General features: G+C 59.5%; 16 protein-coding genes. 11 read left to right on the top strand and 5 right to left on the bottom strand.

The window, feature by feature from the left end; genetic code table 11:
• Nucleotides 1-119 precede the first annotated feature (119 nt).
• Nucleotides 120-476 carry a hypothetical protein gene (locus GE543_RS16745; protein ID WP_003410180.1) on the top strand — a complete coding sequence of 119 codons (357 nt, stop codon included), beginning with the start codon at nucleotides 120-122 and terminating at the stop codon, nucleotides 474-476.
• Nucleotides 477-649: 173 nt separating this feature from the next.
• Nucleotides 650-832 (top strand): hypothetical protein, encoded by a 183-nt coding sequence (locus GE543_RS16740; RefSeq protein WP_003416408.1) that lies wholly within the window; start codon nucleotides 650-652, stop codon nucleotides 830-832.
• A 96-nt stretch (nucleotides 833-928) separates the two neighbouring features.
• Here GE543_RS16740 and GE543_RS16735 read toward each other — a convergent pair whose 3' ends face one another.
• Entirely contained in the window at nucleotides 929-1,489 is a 561-nt protein-coding gene (locus GE543_RS16735) for a hypothetical protein (protein ID WP_003318017.1), read from the bottom strand.
• 268 nt (nucleotides 1,490-1,757) lie between these two features.
• On the opposite strand from GE543_RS16735, the gene pbpG reads away from it, so the two are divergent.
• Nucleotides 1,758-2,693, top strand: coding sequence for a D-alanyl-D-alanine endopeptidase (gene pbpG / locus GE543_RS16730; RefSeq protein ID WP_032698456.1), 936 nt, complete (start codon nucleotides 1,758-1,760; stop codon nucleotides 2,691-2,693).
• A gap of 71 nt (nucleotides 2,694-2,764) precedes the next feature.
• Here pbpG and GE543_RS16725 read toward each other — a convergent pair whose 3' ends face one another.
• Nucleotides 2,765-4,195, bottom strand: a complete 1,431-nt coding sequence (locus GE543_RS16725) for an NAD-dependent succinate-semialdehyde dehydrogenase (protein WP_153221914.1) — start codon at nucleotides 4,193-4,195, stop codon at nucleotides 2,765-2,767.
• A 250-nt stretch (nucleotides 4,196-4,445) separates the two neighbouring features.
• Between GE543_RS16725 and GE543_RS16720 the strand changes: the two genes are divergently transcribed.
• The gene (locus GE543_RS16720) at nucleotides 4,446-7,214 is read left to right on the top strand and encodes an RHS repeat domain-containing protein (RefSeq protein ID WP_153221913.1); all 2,769 of its coding nucleotides are present in this window, start codon (nucleotides 4,446-4,448) and stop codon (nucleotides 7,212-7,214) included.
• A gap of 105 nt (nucleotides 7,215-7,319) precedes the next feature.
• Here the strand turns inward: GE543_RS16720 and GE543_RS16715 are convergent, their stop codons facing one another.
• Nucleotides 7,320-8,180 carry an SDR family oxidoreductase gene (locus tag GE543_RS16715; RefSeq protein ID WP_003318012.1) on the bottom strand — a complete coding sequence of 287 codons (861 nt, stop codon included), beginning with the start codon at nucleotides 8,178-8,180 and terminating at the stop codon, nucleotides 7,320-7,322.
• A gap of 112 nt (nucleotides 8,181-8,292) precedes the next feature.
• A complete protein-coding gene (locus GE543_RS16710; RefSeq protein WP_003318011.1) occupies nucleotides 8,293-9,432 on the bottom strand; it encodes a glutathione-independent formaldehyde dehydrogenase in 1,140 nt (379 codons plus the stop codon).
• A gap of 270 nt (nucleotides 9,433-9,702) precedes the next feature.
• On the opposite strand from GE543_RS16710, the gene GE543_RS16705 reads away from it, so the two are divergent.
• The 6 genes from GE543_RS16705 to GE543_RS16680 all read left to right on the top strand — a co-directional run bounded on the left by GE543_RS16705 (nucleotide 9,703) and on the right by GE543_RS16680 (nucleotide 14,665).
• A complete protein-coding gene (locus GE543_RS16705) occupies nucleotides 9,703-10,293 on the top strand; it encodes an amino acid synthesis family protein (RefSeq protein WP_003348679.1) in 591 nt (196 codons plus the stop codon).
• Nucleotides 10,294-10,346: 53 nt separating this feature from the next.
• Nucleotides 10,347-11,195, top strand: a complete 849-nt coding sequence (locus tag GE543_RS16700; protein ID WP_003416402.1) for an alpha/beta fold hydrolase — start codon at nucleotides 10,347-10,349, stop codon at nucleotides 11,193-11,195.
• Complete coding sequence (locus GE543_RS16695; RefSeq protein ID WP_044309618.1) at nucleotides 11,192-12,673, top strand: aldehyde dehydrogenase; 1,482 nt, start codon at nucleotides 11,192-11,194, stop codon at nucleotides 12,671-12,673. The genes GE543_RS16700 and GE543_RS16695 overlap by 4 nt, the downstream gene beginning before the upstream one ends.
• Nucleotides 12,674-12,686: 13 nt before the next feature.
• On the top strand, nucleotides 12,687-13,172 hold the full coding sequence (locus GE543_RS16690) for a flavin reductase family protein (RefSeq protein ID WP_003410158.1): 486 nt from the start codon (nucleotides 12,687-12,689) through the stop codon (nucleotides 13,170-13,172).
• Between the two features lie 175 nt (nucleotides 13,173-13,347).
• Nucleotides 13,348-14,100, top strand: a complete 753-nt coding sequence (locus GE543_RS16685) for a GntR family transcriptional regulator (protein WP_003410157.1) — start codon at nucleotides 13,348-13,350, stop codon at nucleotides 14,098-14,100.
• Between the two features lies 1 nt (nucleotide 14,101).
• Nucleotides 14,102-14,665, top strand: coding sequence for an NUDIX hydrolase (locus GE543_RS16680; RefSeq protein ID WP_153221912.1), 564 nt, complete (start codon nucleotides 14,102-14,104; stop codon nucleotides 14,663-14,665).
• A 32-nt stretch (nucleotides 14,666-14,697) separates the two neighbouring features.
• Here the strand turns inward: GE543_RS16680 and GE543_RS16675 are convergent, their stop codons facing one another.
• The gene (locus GE543_RS16675; RefSeq protein ID WP_003416396.1) at nucleotides 14,698-14,988 is read right to left on the bottom strand and encodes a DUF1330 domain-containing protein; all 291 of its coding nucleotides are present in this window, start codon (nucleotides 14,986-14,988) and stop codon (nucleotides 14,698-14,700) included.
• A gap of 94 nt (nucleotides 14,989-15,082) precedes the next feature.
• On the opposite strand from GE543_RS16675, the gene ribBA reads away from it, so the two are divergent.
• On the top strand, nucleotides 15,083-16,192 hold the full coding sequence (ribBA, locus tag GE543_RS16670) for a bifunctional 3,4-dihydroxy-2-butanone-4-phosphate synthase/GTP cyclohydrolase II (RefSeq protein ID WP_153221911.1): 1,110 nt from the start codon (nucleotides 15,083-15,085) through the stop codon (nucleotides 16,190-16,192).
• Nucleotides 16,193-16,206: the final 14 nt, after the last annotated feature.

Here is a 16,206-nt window from a genome sequence, read left to right as displayed (position 1 = left end):
CATAAAATTTACTCAGCACTTTCGCAGATTCTTACAATTTCGGTGTCATAGTGTTATCCCGTGGCAGTGCTTGAGAGTGATGCAGGCGCGCGACAACGGGTTGAGAGCGAGGAACAGTCATGATTCGTCAAATCCCCAAGATCGCCTTGTTTGTAGGTGCCCTGGCCCTTGCTGGCCAGGCGAATGCTGACCGTGGCTGGGGTGGCCCTGCCGTGGTAGGTGCTATCGTTGGCGCTGCCGTTGTCGGGGCGGCGGTATCTTCAGGTCGCGACAGAACGGTGTACGTCGAGCGCGAGCCGGTATACGTGCAACAGCAGCCGGTCTACTACGCGCCGCCACCGGTCTATTACCAGCCGGCCCCGGTCTATCAGGTTGTCGAGCGCTACCCACCGCCTCCACCGCCAGGCTACTACCATCGTTACGGGCCACCGCCAGGCCCCGGCTATTACTACGGCCCGCCACGCGGCCGCTGGTAACAGAACAAAAAAACCCGCCTTTTCAGGCGGGTTTTTCGTTGCTGTGCTCACATTATGGGCTGCCAATGCAATGCGCCAAACCCTCGTTGTTATCAATGACCACTATTGAGAGCGTCGATTTCTGACTTGCCCGTCCGCCCTCTACAGTAGCGCCATGGATTGAGGAGGCACTTATGACCAAGGTACACATCATGTCCGTCGTCGGTAGCGCAGTTCCAGCCCCGCTCAGAGCGCGCGGCCTGTTGGCCTGCTGGTACCTGATTCAGGATGGCGAACCCGTCAGCGGCCCGCTCGCGTCATTGCCTGTTGCAGAGGCCCTGTCGCGGCAAATGCAGTGCCAGCCCCTCAACAGCTGACTTCTTCTGCAAACCTCGTGCGTTGCTCCGCACATCCCTTGCCCGCCTCTTCGATGGCGGGCTTTTTTTTGCCACGGAAAAAGCCGGTGATCAGACTCAGCCGCGCTCGGCCATGGCCGCGTTGACCTGACAGCGATGGGTCAGTTTCTGCAGGCGTTTCTCCAGCGCCATGAACACCACGCGATCGGTACGGCCGCTGTCGAGTTCATCGATCAGGTCATTGGCGACCTGACGCAATTCATAAGCCAGCACCACGCGGTCATCGTTAAGATCCTGTTTATGTGACTCGAACAGGCGATGCAGGTAATCCTGTAACGTGTATTTCAAGCTGTGCCGGTCACTGGCGCGCAGATGGGTCAGGTTGAGGCTGATGCGACCCTGCAGTTCGCTCAGCTCGCCGCACAGGTACTGCATGCGCCGCGCGTAGCCCACTTCCCGGTCACGTATCTGCTTGTGCGCCAGTTGCGCTTCCTGCTTGCGCTGGATGGCCGGTACTGCCACGGCCGCCATCAGCCCGACAATCAGGCCGATCGCCTGCATCCAGCCCGCCCAGTCGCTTGGACGTGAGGTAAAGCCGACACCCAGCAGCAGAATGACGATCAATGACGCGATGATCACCAGTACTGCGTAATCCTTGCTGACAAACCCCTTGAGCATTGCATGACTCCTGAATCGGTGACCTGAATGGCATGGAATGCTAATCGGTGCGGGCCTTGCGCACCACGAATATTCAATTGAGATGTGGTTTTTGGCAGGTTGCAGAGCAGAAAGCGACTTAACAGCAACTTAATGAACGACCGATTGCGTCATTTATTGCGCAAACGCCTACCCCAGCCCATCGACATACGGCAAAGTCTGCTCATAAAATGCAGCGTTTTGACGCGATCCCTTCCATTTACCACCTTTTATCGAGTGAGCCTTGCTCTTGAAAATCCGTCTGTCTCTCTTGGGCCTATTATTTGTACTTACCGGCCCCGTGCTTTCTACCCCTACGCTGGCAAACGAACCTGCCGTCCTGAGCCGTGATCCTTCCAACCTGCACCTTGCCTCGGGCAGCGCAATGGTTATCGACCTGCAGACCGACAAGGTGCTGTATTCCAGCAACCCGGATGTGATCGTGCCGATTGCCTCGGTCACCAAGCTGATGACCGCGATGGTCGTGCTGGATGCCAAGCAGCCGATGGACGAAGTCATTCCGGTGAACATTTCCCAGACCCCGGAAATGAAAGGCGTCTTCTCCCGCGTCAAACTCGGCAGTGAAATGAACCGTCGGGACATGTTGCTGATTACCCTGATGTCCTCGGAAAACCGCGCGGCGGCCAGCCTGGCGCACAGCTATCCGGGTGGCTATCCGGCGTTCATTCTGGCGATGAACGCCAAGGCCAAGGCGCTGGGCATGAAACACACGGCCTACGTCGAACCCACCGGTCTGTCGGTGTACAACGTGTCGACCGCGCGCGACCTCACCAAGCTGGTGATGGCGGCGCGCAAATACCCGCTGCTCAGTGAACTGAGCACCACCGAGCAGAAGACCGTGACCTTCCGCAAACCGACCTACACCCTCGGTTTCAGCAACACTGATCATCTGGTGCGCAAGGACAACTGGGACATCAAGCTGACCAAGACCGGCTTTACCAATCAGGCCGGTCACTGCCTGGTGCTGCTGACCAGCATGGCCAACCGCCCGGTTTCAGTGGTGATTCTCGATGCGTTCGGCAAGTACACGCACTTCGCCGACGCCAGCCGCATACGCAAGTGGATGGAAACCGGCCAGAGCGGCCCCGCGCCCGAAGTGGCCCTGCAGTACAAGAAGGAAAAGAACCTGGTCATGAGACAGACCGGTATTCAAGCCAGAGACTGAGTGGCGCAAGCAACGAAAAACGGTCGCGATGCTTGCACATCGCGACCGTTTTTTATTTGCCCGAGCAACACTCAGTTGTATTGAGTGACCAGCTTGGTATTCAGGTAGGCCTCAATGGCTTCGGTGCCACCTTCGGAACCGTAACCGGAATCCTTGATCCCGCCGAACGGCACTTCCGGCAAACCAATACCCTGATGGTTGATCGACAGCATGCCCGCTTCGATATAGGTGCTCAGCGCCTGGGCAGTCTTCATCGACGTGGTGAAGGCATAGGATGCCAGCCCGAACGGCACGCGGTTGGACTCGGCGATGGCCTCCTCCAGCGTGTCGAACGGCACCAGCAGCGCGACGGGGCCGAAAGGCTCCTCGTTCATGATGCGCATGTGCGGCTTCAAGCCACTCAACACGGTCGGCTCGAAGAAATAGCCCGCCCCCTCGACAGCCTTGCCACCGGCAGACAACGTCGCGCCACCACGCACCGCGTCATCGATCAGATCGACCAGCGCAGGAATACGTCGATCATTGGCCACCGGCCCCATGGTGGTGCCTGCCTCCAGACCGTTACCGACCTTGATTTCGCGAGTCAGGCCGACGAATTTCTCGGTGAACGCATCGAGGACCTTGCGCTGCACCAGAATCCGCGTCGGCGACACGCAGACCTGCCCGGCGTTACGGAACTTGGCGGTGGCCAGCACGCGAGCGGCGAGGTCGATATCCGCATCATCGAACACCAGCGCCGGTGCATGACCGCCCAGCTCCATGGTCGCCCGTTTCATGTGCTTGCCAGCCAATGCGGCCAGTTGCTTGCCGACCGGCGTGGAGCCGGTGAAGGTGACCTTGCGGATGACCGGATGCGGGATCAGGTAACCGGAGATTTCTGCCGGGTCACCGTAGACCAGGCCAATGACGCCGGCCGGCACACCGGCATCGGCGAAGGCGCGAATCAATTCGGCAGGCGACGCCGGCGTTTCTTCCGGGGCCTTGACGATGATCGAGCAGCCCGCAGCCAATGCCGAGGACAACTTGCGCACTACCTGGTTGATCGGGAAATTCCACGGTGTGAACGCAGCGACCGGGCCGACCGGCTCCTTGATGACTTTCTGCTCGATGGACACGACCCGTGATGGCACGAGACGGCCATAACTTCGACGCCCTTCTTCGGCCAGCCAGTCGATGATGTCCGCCGCCGACAGGGTTTCCATACGCGCTTCGGCCAGCGGCTTGCCCTGCTCCTGCGTCATGATTCGGGCGATGCTGTCTGCACGCTCGCGAATCAGGTTCGCCGCTTTCTGCATCAGCTTGTAGCGATCATAAGCCGAGGTCGCGCGCCAGGTGGCAAAACCACGCTCGGCGGCCGCCAGGGCTTCGTCAAGATCGGCGATACCGGCATGCGCCACAGTGCCCAGCGCCTCGCCCGTCGCCGGGTTGATGACTGACAACGTGCGATTGTCGCGGCTCGCGCGCCACTGACCATCGATATAAAGCTGTACGTCTGGATACATGAACAATTTCTCCATAAGTCGCTGAAAGGAACGGTGTGGCCGATGGATCAGACTCGCTGATCAGCACCGGCCATCGGCAAAAATGCCAAGCGCTACGGCTCGTCGATTTTGCGACGCGTCGTGACGCGCGTCGACAGGCTCACAACACGTTTGACGCCGGTGGTCTCATAGGCCTGCGCTATGCTGCACTTACGACGATACTTTACTTACATAGCCTGGACTCAAGTCACCAGTCAGGGATGACGTGATCATGAACGTACAGTCTGCCGCACTGCATCATCATACGCCCCGCCTGAATGTCATTGAGCCACGCGGTCTGGAGATTCGCGCGATTGATTTTTGGCGCAACCAGGCCACGGACACGCCGACAGTTCTTATAAACCGCGTGGCTCATGATGCTGCCGGGCATCCGGTCAACTGCTGGGATGCAAGGCTCTGGGAAAGCCAGGCTGCCGTCAATCTTGCTACTGTGTTTTCCCTGAGTGGTCAGGCGCTTCTCAGCGACAGTGTCGATGCCGGTTGGCGGCTGATGTTGGCCGGTGACAGCGGCGCGGTCGTGGCTGGCTGGGATGGCCGTGGGACTGAGCGGAGCGTGCAGTATGACGCCCTGCTCAGACCCGTCGCCATCATTGAAAACGGGCGCTGCGTCGAGCGGCGGCAATACGGCGGGCCGGATACCAAGGGCCATAACCAGTGCGGCCAATGTATACGCCATGATGACCCGGCTGGTTCGCGAATGGATGACGAGTTCGCCCTGGCGGGTGGCGTGCTTGAACAGACGCGGCATTTTCTCTTCAATCCCGAAAATGTCGACTGGCCAGAACCGCTGACAGAACGTGACGCCCTGCTCGAATCTGGTCCAGGCGCGACTACGCGCTGGGCACACAGTCCGCTTGGCGATGTCATCTCGCAGACGGACGCCCAGCGTAACGTCCAGACCTTTGTCCATACTGTGGCAGGTCATGTTGAGGCCACTTCACTTGGCCTCCCCGGACAGACAGAGCGAGTTCTGGTTCACAGTATCGATTACGACGCTCAAGGCTACGTAACCTCGGAAACGGCTGGCAACGGTGTTGTGACCAAGGCGTTGCATGACGCCGCAAATGGCCGTCTGATTGAACTCAAAGGCACACGGGCAGATGGCCAACTGCTGCAACATCTGCTGTATGACTACGACCCGGCGGGCAATGTCCTGCGTATCGATGATCGCGCCCAGCCGACACGGTGTTGTGCCGGTCAGCGTATTGAGCCGGTGTCGACTTATCAATACGACACGCTTTATCAGTTGATCCAGGCTACCGGCAGGGAGGCCAAGAAACTCAACCAAGGCCCTGTTTTTCCATCCTTCCAGACTCCCCTCGATGCGACGCAGTTGGCCAATTACACGCAAACCTACTGTTATGATGCGAGCGGCAATCTGTTGCAACTGACTCACACTGGCACCCAGTCCCACTCGCGCACTCTGGTCACTTCGCAAACCAGCAATCGCAGCTTGCCGGTTATCAACGATCGACCGCCGGATGAAGCGGCCATCGCTGCCGCATTCGACGCCAATGGCAATCTAAATGAGTTGCAAGCCGGGCAAGCAATGAGCTGGGACTGGCGCAATCAGTTGCAGCAAGTGCGGCCTGTGGTTCGGGAAGCGGGTGACGACGACAAAGAGCGCTATGTCTACGACGCCAGTGGGCAACGCCTGCGCAAAATCCATACGACCAAGGCGAAAGCCGTTGTCCACAATGCCGAAGTGCGCTACCTACCAGGTCTGGAGGTGCACAGCAACAGCGCCACAGCCGAGACTTTGCACGTTATCGTCACCCAGGCCGGGCGCAACGAGGTACGGGTGCTGCACTGGCAGGCGGGTCAACCCGAAGGACTTGAAAACGATCAGGTTCGCTACAGCTTCGCCGATCATCTGGGGTCCGGCACCCTGGAGCTGGATAAAAACGCGCACATCATCAGCCAGGAAAGTTACTACCCGTTTGGTGGTACCTCGTGGTGGGCAGGACGCAGTACGGTTGAAGCCAGCTATAAAACCATTCGTTATTCCGGCAAGGAACGCGATGCGACGGGGCTGTACTACTACGGCCTGCGCTATTACGCGCCGTGGTTGCAGCGATGGATCAATCCGGATCCGGCGGGCGCAGTGGACGGGATGAATCTGTATCGTTTTGTCAGGAATTCGCCTTTGCGGTTTGCTGATCAACAAGGGGCTGCTCCCCACGACGCGCCCCTCACAGTCGTCGCAGACGACCTTTCCGAGTTCGAACCTGAGCAACTATCCAAAATGTATGAAGCCAGGGATGTTGCCGTTTCGTTATTGACGTTCACGCGTTCCGAGCTGTTAAAAGCATCACCAGGTGAAGACGTAAAGGAGGCATTCGACGCAACCTTTGGGGCGCTGGCCCCCAGCGCTCGCGCCGCTACGAGTATCGACGTGGAGGATTCCTTACGGCAGATGCAGGAGCTCATTGAGGGCATCGGCAGTCCAGAATCCGATCTGACGCTGTTTCTTTTTAATGGACCTGAAAGCATTCTCGCATCGACTGATTTTCAAGGCGAGTTTCAGGAAGCGGTCGAACGGATTGGGGTGTCAGCCTCGCTGCTTGCCAACTACGATGTGCTGAAAGTTGCACGAGCCCTTATTCACGAGGCCTCCCATGTCCGCCTGAATACAGTGGATGCGTTTTATTATCCGACGGACGCTGGCAACCCCCTCCTCGATGGAGCGGATACTGCACAGGTCGAGGCGTGGTCCAGCGGGATCCTAAAATCATTAAGAGAAATCTCGACGAATGGCCCCAACGAAGAACAATTTGATCCTGCCGACTATATAGCCGCTATGCAGGCGTTGACCAAGAATGCGCGCACCCCGACACAGCGAAAACAAGAGTTCTTGAGCAACACAACGACCCGGACTTTATTATTGCAGATGAATGCCGACACGCTTTCGTCGCTGGTCATGGCGACCGGCCAGCCTGCCCGATATGCGCAAACACGGATGAATCAGTCTGGAAATTAGACGATCAATGGCAGTACCTGCTTGTGCAGATACAAAGTGCCATTGACGCCAAAAAAACGGTGCCTGTTTGGGCACCGTTTCAACAAAAAGGCGTTGTCGGGGCAATTACAGAATCGGCTTGCCGCCCGTCACTGCATAGCGCGAGCCGGAAATGTAACTGGCTTCGTCCGAGGCCAGCAGCACATAGATCGGCGAAACTTCCACCGGCTGCCCCGGGCGCCCCAGCGGTGTCTCGCTACCGAAGCTTTTCACATCTTCGTCGGTCATGGTCGCCGGAATCAGTGGCGTCCAGATCGGGCCGGGAGCAACACTGTTCACGCGGATGCCCTTCTCGCCCAGCAACTGCGCCAGACCGCCAGTGAAGTTGGCAATCGCGCCCTTGGTGGTCGCGTAGGCCAGCAGCGTCGGCTTGGGCATGTCCGAATTCACCGAACTGGTATTGATGATCGAGCCACCTCGCGGCATATGCGGAACCGCAGCCTTGCAGATGCGAAACATCGCGGTGATGTTGATATCGAAGGTCTTGACCCACTCTTCGTCGGAGATTTCGTCCAGCGTTTCATGCGTCATCTGGAACGCAGCGTTGTTGACCAGTACATCGATGCGACCAAACTCTGCAACGGTCTTGCTCACGATGTCTTCGCATTGCTGCTTCTGCGCCAGGTCGCCCGGCAACAGCAGGCATTTGCGACCCGCCTCTTCGACCCAGCGCTTGGTTTCTTGCGCGTCCTCATGCTCGTTCAAGTAGGAGATCGCGACCTGCGCGCCTTCACGTGCGAAGGCAATCGCGACTGCACGGCCGATGCCGCTGTCCGCGCCGGTGATCAGCGCGATCTTGCCCTGCAGACGTCCAGAGCCCTTGTAGCTCTTTTCACCGCAATCGGGATAGGGGTCCATCTTGCCCTGCAGGCCTGGAACGTCCTGTGGCTGACTGGCAAATGGCGGCTTTGGGTATTCTTCGTTCATTTGAATAAATCTCTTTAAATAAAACGTTGTGGCTGAAGTGCTGATGCCCTTGTCGATCGCCTGTAGCAGATAAGACAAGGGCTCTCAGGCCAGGCCTGGTCAACTGCGCTTATCACGCACCTGGCTTGAGCACGACCTTGGTCCAGCCTTCATCACGCGCATCGAAGTGCTTGTAGGCGTCAGGGCCTTCTTCAAGTTTCAGGCGATGGGAAATGATCTGCGACGGTTTGGCGCGACCGTGGTGGATCAGCTCGGCAAGGCGACGGTTGTAAGCCTTGACGTTGGCCTGGCCGGTGCGGATCTGCTGGCCCTTGAACCAGAACGAACCGAAGTCGAAGGCCATCTTGCCTTCCTTCGCGAGGTCGCTTTTGGCGCCCGGATCCTGCGGCACGAAAACGCCCACGACACCGATCCCACCCGTCGCCTTGGTCGAGGCAACGAGGTTGTTCATGGTCACGTGGTTGGCCTCGTGGCCATGACGGTCGCAGCACTGATAACCGACGCACTCACAGCCTCGGTCAGTACCTTTGCCATCGGTCAGATTGAGGATCTGATCCACTGCGCCCTGCTCCAGCGAGTTGATCGGCGTCGCGCCCATCTTCGCCGCGAGTGCCAGACGATCTGGATGGTTGTCGACCACGAACACCTGCGAGGCGCCCTTGATCATTGCCGAGTGAGCGGCCATCAGACCGACCGGACCGGCACCATAGATGGCAACGCTTTCGCCAGGCAGCAGCCCGGCCAATTCGGTGGCATGCCAACCGGTCGGAAAGATGTCCGAGAGCATGACGTAATCCTCTTCACGCTCGGCGGCATCTTCGGGCAACAGCAGGCAGTTGAAGTCGGCATACGGCACACGCAACAGCTCGGCCTGGCCACCTTCATGATCGCCCATGTCGGCAAAACCGTAAGCCGCACCCGCGCTGCCAGGGTTGGCAGTCAGGCAATAACCGGTCAGGCCCTTCTCACAGTTTTCGCAAAAGCCGCAGCCGATGTTGAACGGCAGGCACACCCAGTCGCCCACCTTGATACGGTCGACGCCGGCGCCGACTTCAATCACCTGGCCGAGGTTCTCATGGCCGAAAATGCGCCCGGTCTCGAAAGACGTACGGCCTTCATACATGTGCAGGTCCGAGCCACAGATATTGGTGGAGGTCACTCTGACAAGAGCATCTGTTGGCTTCTGAATCTTCGCATCCGGTACGTTTTTGACACTGACGTCACGCGGACCGCCATAGACGATGGCTTTCATGTTCGGAGTCTCCTTGGTGAAAAATTCGATGGGGCTTCTTAGGGCTCACCGAATATCTGTCACAACCAGAAGACGCCTGTTCAAAGCGATTGCCTTCGCACCTGACGAATGGTCGTCGATGAGCGCGAGCTAGAGCTGTGCGTGCGCCTCGATCCCGGTAAACGAGGTGAACGACAGGCCCGATATTCGCCGCAAATAAAGGATTTGCACGCACAATCTTATGGTATACCATCAGACGAAATACAAAGACATCTGCTCCGGGAGTCGTTCATGAGCTTTGAAATTCGCAAGATCGTCACGTACACCGAAGAAACCTTCATCGAGGGCGGCAAGGCCACCGACAAGCCGGTCACCATGATCGGGCTGGCGGCGGTGATCAAGAACCCCTGGCTGGGCCGTGGTTTCGTCGAAGACCTGAAACCGGAGATTCGCGCCAACTGCTCCGCACTGGGCGAGTTGATGGTCAAACGCCTCACCGATGCGATTGGCGGTGCAGAGAAAATCGAGGCCTACGGCAAGGCTGCCGTGGTCGGCGCGGAAGGCGAAATCGAACACGCATCGGCCGTGATCCATACCCTGCGCTTTGGCAATCATTACCGTGATGCCGTCAAGGCCAAGAGCTACCTGAGCTTCACCAACAAACGCGGCGGCCCGGGTACGTCGATCCAGATACCGATGATGCACAAGGACGATGAAGGGCTGCGCTCGCACTACATCACCCTGGAAATGCACATCGAGGATTCGCCGCGTGCCGACGAAATCATCGTAGTCCTTGGTGCCGCCAACGGTGGACGCCTGCACCCGCGAATCGGCAATCGCTATATCGACCTGGAAGAGCTGGCGGCCGAAAAGGCCCAGTAACTCATGAAGGGCTCGTGGCCCGATCACCTTCAACCTCTGCGCAGGAGCGATCCATGATTCAGCTCACCGCTGAACACACCCCGGCGGGTACCAGCTATCTGGCTACCGGCCAAGGTCACCCCGTGGTGTTGATTCACGGGGTGGGCCTGAACAAGGAAATGTGGGGCGGCCAGATCGTCGGTCTGGCCACGCATTACAAGGTCATCGCCTATGACATGCTCGGCCATGGTGCCAGCCCCCGCCCCGACCCGGAGACGGGTCTGCCGGGCTACGCCGAACAACTGCACGAGTTGCTGACGCATTTGCAGTTGCCGCAGGCGGCGGTCGTCGGTTTCTCGATGGGCGGTCTGGTGGCGCGTGCGTTCGCGCTGGAGTTCCCTCAGCACCTGTCGGGGCTGGTGGTGCTCAACAGCGTGTTCAATCGCAGCGCGGAACAGCGTGCCAGCGTCATTGCGCGCACCAGCCAGGCGGCCGAGCATGGTCCGGACGCCAACGCGGGCGAAGCGCTGTCTCGCTGGTTCAGCCGTGAGTATCAGGCAGCCAGCCCGGCGCAGATTGCGGCCATTCGGCACAACCTGGCCAGCAACGATCCGCAGGGTTACCTGACCACGTACAAGCTGTTCGCTACTCAGGATATGTACCGCGCCGAGGATCTGGGCGATATTCGCGCACCGACGTTGATCGCCACGGGCGAACTTGACCCGGGATCGACGCCGCAAATGGCCCGCGAACTGGCCGCGCGTATCCCCGGTGCCGACGTCGCGATATTGCCCGACCAACGCCATATGATGCCGGTTGAATCGCCGCGTCTGGTCAACCAGGTGCTGCTCGGTTTCTTCGAAAAGATCGGCCTCGACAAACCGGCGTCCGCTCACCATTCGATCAAGGGGATTGTTGCATGAGCCTTACCCGCTTTCAGATGTGCATCGACGGTCAGTGGGTCGATGCGTTGTCCGGCAAGACCTTCGACAGCCTCGACCCGGCGCTGGCCGAACCCTGGGCGCAACTGCCGGATGCTGACGAAGCCGATGTCGAACGGGCCGTTCAGGCCGCCCAGAAAGCCTTCGAGGGTCAGGCCTGGCGCGGCTTGACGGCCACGGCACGCGGCAAGCTGTTGCGTAAGCTGGGCGACCTGATTGCCGAAAACAAGGAGCAACTGGCGCAGCTGGAAAGCCGCGACAACGGCAAACTGATTCGCGAGACCCGCGGGCAGGTCGGCTACCTGCCGGAGTTCTTTCATTACACCGCAGGGCTGGCTGACAAACTCGAAGGCGGCACCCTGCCCCTCGACAAGCCGGACCTGTTCGCCTACACCGTGCACGAACCGATGGGCGTGGTGGCCGGGATCATCCCCTGGAACAGCCCGTTGTACCTGACCGCCATCAAGCTGGCACCAGCACTGGCTGCTGGCAACACCATCGTCCTCAAACCCTCGGAACACGCCTCGGCGACCGTGCTCGAACTGGCGCGTCTGGCACTTGAAGCCGGCATTCCGCCTGGCGTGGTCAACGTCATCACCGGTTACGGCCCGACCACTGGCGCAGCCCTCACCCGGCACCCGCTGGTGCGCAAGATAGCCTTCACCGGTGGCGCGGCCACTGCGCGACATGTGGTGCGCAGCAGCGCGGAGAACTTTGCCAAACTGTCACTGGAGCTGGGCGGAAAATCACCCAACATCATCTTCGCCGACGCCGACCTGGACAGCGCCATCAATGGCGCCGTCGCCGGCATCTATGCGGCGTCCGGGCAAAGCTGTGTTTCCGGCTCGCGACTGCTGGTGCAGGACGAAATCTACGACGAGTTCGTCGAACGCCTGGCCGAGCGCGCCAGCCGGATTCGCATCGGCAATCCGCAGGATGAAGGCACTGAAATGGGCCCGATGGCCACTGCCCAGCAACTGGCTGTGGTAGAAGGCCTGGTGGCCGACGCGCTGGCCGAAGGTGCACGCCTGCGCCTGGGCGGCAAGCGACCGACGCTGGACAGCAAAGGCTGGTTCTATGAACCTACGCTGTTCGAGTGCGATCACAATTCGATGAAGATCATGCAGGAAGAAGTGTTCGGCCCGGTGGCTTCGGTGATTCGTTTCAAGGACGAAGCCGAAGCGCTGGCCATCGCCAACGACTCTCAGTTCGGCCTCGCCGCCGGAATCTGGACCCGCGACCTGGGACGTGCGCACCGTCTGGCGCGGGATATTCGCTCAGGTATCATCTGGGTGAATACGTATCGAGCCGTGTCGGCCATGGCGCCTATCGGTGGTTTCAAAAATAGCGGCTACGGTCGCGAGAGCGGGATAGACTCCGTGCTGGCCTACACCGAACTGAAAACGGTGTGGATCAACCTTTCGCAGGCGCCCATGCCTGATCCATTTGTCATGCGTTAAAGAGGCCGCTGCGATGATAGAACCCGGTATTTACAAAGAAGTCATGGCGTCATTCCCTTCGGGCGTGACCATCGTCACCACCCTGGACGCTGAGGGCAACCTGTTCGGTATTACTGCCAGCGCATTCAGTGCGCTGTCCATCGACCCGGCACTGGTGCTGTTCTGCCCCAACTACGAATCGGACACTTACCCGGTGTTGCGCGACAGCAAAAAATTCGCGATTCACCTGCTGTCTGCCGATCAGCAGGCAGAAGCCTATGCGTTCGCCAGCAAAGGCAAGGACAAGACCAAGGGCATCGAGTGGCAGTTGAGCGAGCTGGGCAACCCGCTGCTGAGCAACGCCACCGCGATCATCGAGTGTGAACTGTGGCGCGAATACGATGGCGGCGATCACGCGATCATTGTCGGTCAGGTGAAAAACCTGATCCTGCCCGCGACACCGGTCACACCGATGGTTTATCACCGGGGCAAGATGGGTGCACTGCCAGCCATCGTCTGAGGCGGCTCGGGGCGGTTTTGGTGGTTGCAGGCATGGGCGTGATAAACTCGGCCGCGACCCGGGTTCATCCGTCCGGGCCATGCAGCAGCCCGCGCAGTGTGCGGGTTGCCGACATGAGCGAGACTTTATTTCCAGTCACGTTTTTACTTTGACAGCCCCATTCCGAGCACACCTGATGAAACGCCTGCCTCTCGACGACACCTTCAAGGTCAACCGCAACCCCGTCACGCTGCGCGAGATCGTGCTGGACAAACTGCGCAGCGCAATCATGAACTTTCAGCTGCTGCCGGGTGATCGTCTGGTCGAGCGTGATCTGTGTGACCGCCTCGGTGTAAGCCGCACCTCGGTGCGCGAAGCACTGCGCCATCTGGAATCCGAAGGTCTGGTCGAGTTCGCCGATGCCAAGGGCCCGCGTGTTGCAATCATCACGCTGGCTGATGCGTGCGATATCTACGAACTGCGTTGCGTGCTGGAAGGCCTGATCGTTCAGTTGTTCACCCTGCGCGCCAAGCCCAAGGACATCCGTGCACTGGAAAAAGCCCTGGAGGAAAATCGTCAGGCGCTCAAGGAAGGCGAACTGCAGCAGGTGATCGACTCGGTCCAGGGTTTCTACGATGTATTGCTGGAAGGCTCGGGCAACCATGTGGCCGCGACCCAGCTACGCCAGTTGCAGGCGCGCATCAGCTACCTGCGCGCCACCTCGGTATCCCAGGAAAACCGCCGCGGTGCCAGCAACAAGGAAATGGAGCTCATGGTCGAAGCGATCAAGAGCGGCGACCCACTGGCAGCGCATCAGGCGTCGGTCGATCACGTACGCAACGCCGCGCGCGTGGCGCTGGAATATCTCAAATCCAAGCAGGACGAAGACAGCAAAGTCCGCGACATCGTCGCCCCCGTCGCGCTGAAAGAACCTCGCATAGGTCGCTGAAATGGCCACACCGCGCTTCTGTCCCCAATGCGGTAGCGCTGATCTGGTTCAGCGTGTCCCGTCGGGCGATACACACGTGCGGCTGGTCTGTGGCGGCTGTCAGTACATTCACTACGTCAACCCGAAGATCATCGCGGGTTGCATCATCGAGCAGGAAGGCAAGTACCTGCTCTGCCAGCGTGCCATCCCGCCGCGCCCCGGCACCTGGACACTGCCTGCCGGCTTCATGGAAAGCGGCGAAACCACCGAGCAGGCGGCGCTGCGCGAAGTCTGGGAAGAAACCGGTGTACGCGCCGAGATCCTTTCGCCCTACTCCATTTTCAGCGTGCCGCGCATCAGCGAAGTCTACATCGTGTTCCGTGCCATCGCGCTGGAGGTAACCGGCCGGTTCGGCCCGGAAACCATGGACTACAGATTCTTCACCCCCGAAGACATCCCGTGGGACAGCATCTATTACCCCGCCATTCGCCAGATACTGGAACGCTATATCGAAGAACGTCAGGCGGGTGTCTACGGTATTTATATCGGCAACGACGATACCGGCAAGGTGCACTTCATCCGGTGAACGCCTGAAGCTTTCAGCTCGCAACTGAACGCTTAAAACTGCCCCTCGACGATCACGATCTCGGCCTTTGAAGCGCCCTGCCTGTGGCTCATCGCATGCTGGTACTCGGGCGACCGATAACAGGCCAGCGCCTTCTCGTAGGATTCAAATTCGATAATCACCGTGCGCTGCGGCGTATCACGCCCTTCGATCGCCTCGGAACGCCCGCCGCGCGCGAGGAACCTGCCGCCGAACAGCTCGAAAGCCGCGGGCGCGCGCTGGGTGTATTCGCTGTACTGCTGGGGGTCGGTCACATCAACGTGTGCAATCCAATAGGCTTTCATCGCGATCTCACTGTTTCATTGATAGGCAATCTGTGAAATATTCTGTCTTATGGTATACCACGATTCATCCACCCATAAAACCGGGAAACTGACTATGGCGTTCGATCGCATCGAAGACATCATTGAAGACTACCGCCAGGGCAAGATGGTGTTGCTGGTCGACGACGAAGACCGGGAAAACGAAGGTGACCTGCTGCTCGCCGCCGATTGCTGTTCACCACAGGCAATCAGCTTCATGGCCCGCGAAGCGCGCGGCCTGATCTGCCTGACGCTGACCGACGAACACTGCCAGCGTCTGGGCCTGGAACAGATGATGCCCAGCAACGGCAGCGTATTCGCCACGGCGTTCACAGTGTCCATCGAAGCCACCACGGGGGTGACCACCGGTATCAGCGCGGCAGATCGTGCGCGTACTGTTCAGGCCGCCGTCAACCCGCGCGCAGTAGCGGAAGACCTGGTGCAGCCAGGGCATATCTTTCCATTGCGCGCGCGTGACGGCGGCGTGCTGACCCGCGCCGGCCATACCGAAGCGGGCTGCGACCTGGCCCGCCTGGCCGGTTTCACGCCAGCGTCGGTCATCGTTGAAGTCATGAATGATGACGGCAGCATGGCCAGAAGACCTGACCTGGAAGTGTTCGCCAAAAAGCACGGCATCCGTATCGGCACCATCGCCGACCTGATCCATTACCGCCTGAGCACCGAACACACCATCGTCAGGATTGGCGAGCGCGAACTGCCGACCGTGCACGGCACCTTCCGTCTGTTCAGCTACGAAGACCGCATCGAAGGTGGCGTGCACATGGCCATGGTGATGGGCGATATCCGCCGTGACGCCGCCACGCTGGTGCGCGTGCATGTTGTCGACCCGCTGCGCGACCTGGTCGGTGCCGAATATAACGGCCCTGCCAACTGGACGCTCTGGGCCGCCCTGCAACGTGTCGCGCAGGAAGGTCACGGCGTGGTGGTGGTGCTGGCCAATCACGAATCATCCCAGGCGCTGCTGGAGCGCATTCCGCAGCTCACCCAGCCGCCGCGCCAATACACCCGCTCGCAATCACGCATTTATTCCGAGGTCGGTACAGGCGCACAGATCTTGCAGGACCTGGGGGTCGGCAAGTTGCGCCACCTTGGTCCACCCCTGAAATACGCCGGGTTGACCGGCTACGATCTGGAAGTGATTGAAAGTATTCCGTTTCCCGGCTGACCAGGTAAACACCT

It is taken from the genome of Pseudomonas sp. SZ57 (genome assembly GCF_009495975.1).
Lineage (GTDB): Bacteria > Pseudomonadota > Gammaproteobacteria > Pseudomonadales > Pseudomonadaceae > Aquipseudomonas > Aquipseudomonas syringae.
Note: the sequence above shows the minus strand (reverse complement) of the source record. Positions and strands in the feature narration are given on the sequence as shown.

Excerpts from the sequence above, each read along its gene's own strand:
- GE543_RS16695 (WP_044309618.1), top strand. The coding sequence starts at position 11,192 with ATGAGCCTTACCCGCTTTCAGATGTGCATCGACGGTCAGTGGGTCGAT.
- GE543_RS16700 (WP_003416402.1), top strand. The coding sequence starts at position 10,347 with ATGATTCAGCTCACCGCTGAACACACCCCGGCGGGTACCAGCTATCTG.
- GE543_RS16725 (WP_153221914.1), bottom strand. The coding sequence starts at position 4,195 with ATGTATCCAGACGTACAGCTTTATATCGATGGTCAGTGGCGCGCGAGC.
- GE543_RS16720 (WP_153221913.1), top strand. The coding sequence starts at position 4,446 with ATGAACGTACAGTCTGCCGCACTGCATCATCATACGCCCCGCCTGAAT.
- GE543_RS16745 (WP_003410180.1), top strand. The coding sequence starts at position 120 with ATGATTCGTCAAATCCCCAAGATCGCCTTGTTTGTAGGTGCCCTGGCC.
- GE543_RS16685 (WP_003410157.1), top strand. The coding sequence starts at position 13,348 with ATGAAACGCCTGCCTCTCGACGACACCTTCAAGGTCAACCGCAACCCC.
- GE543_RS16680 (WP_153221912.1), top strand. The coding sequence starts at position 14,102 with ATGGCCACACCGCGCTTCTGTCCCCAATGCGGTAGCGCTGATCTGGTT.
- GE543_RS16715 (WP_003318012.1), bottom strand. The coding sequence starts at position 8,180 with ATGAACGAAGAATACCCAAAGCCGCCATTTGCCAGTCAGCCACAGGAC.
- ribBA (WP_153221911.1), top strand. The coding sequence starts at position 15,083 with ATGGCGTTCGATCGCATCGAAGACATCATTGAAGACTACCGCCAGGGC.
- GE543_RS16735 (WP_003318017.1), bottom strand. The coding sequence starts at position 1,489 with ATGCTCAAGGGGTTTGTCAGCAAGGATTACGCAGTACTGGTGATCATC.
- GE543_RS16705 (WP_003348679.1), top strand. The coding sequence starts at position 9,703 with ATGAGCTTTGAAATTCGCAAGATCGTCACGTACACCGAAGAAACCTTC.
- GE543_RS16675 (WP_003416396.1), bottom strand. The coding sequence starts at position 14,988 with ATGAAAGCCTATTGGATTGCACACGTTGATGTGACCGACCCCCAGCAG.
- GE543_RS16740 (WP_003416408.1), top strand. The coding sequence starts at position 650 with ATGACCAAGGTACACATCATGTCCGTCGTCGGTAGCGCAGTTCCAGCC.
- GE543_RS16690 (WP_003410158.1), top strand. The coding sequence starts at position 12,687 with ATGATAGAACCCGGTATTTACAAAGAAGTCATGGCGTCATTCCCTTCG.
- GE543_RS16710 (WP_003318011.1), bottom strand. The coding sequence starts at position 9,432 with ATGAAAGCCATCGTCTATGGCGGTCCGCGTGACGTCAGTGTCAAAAAC.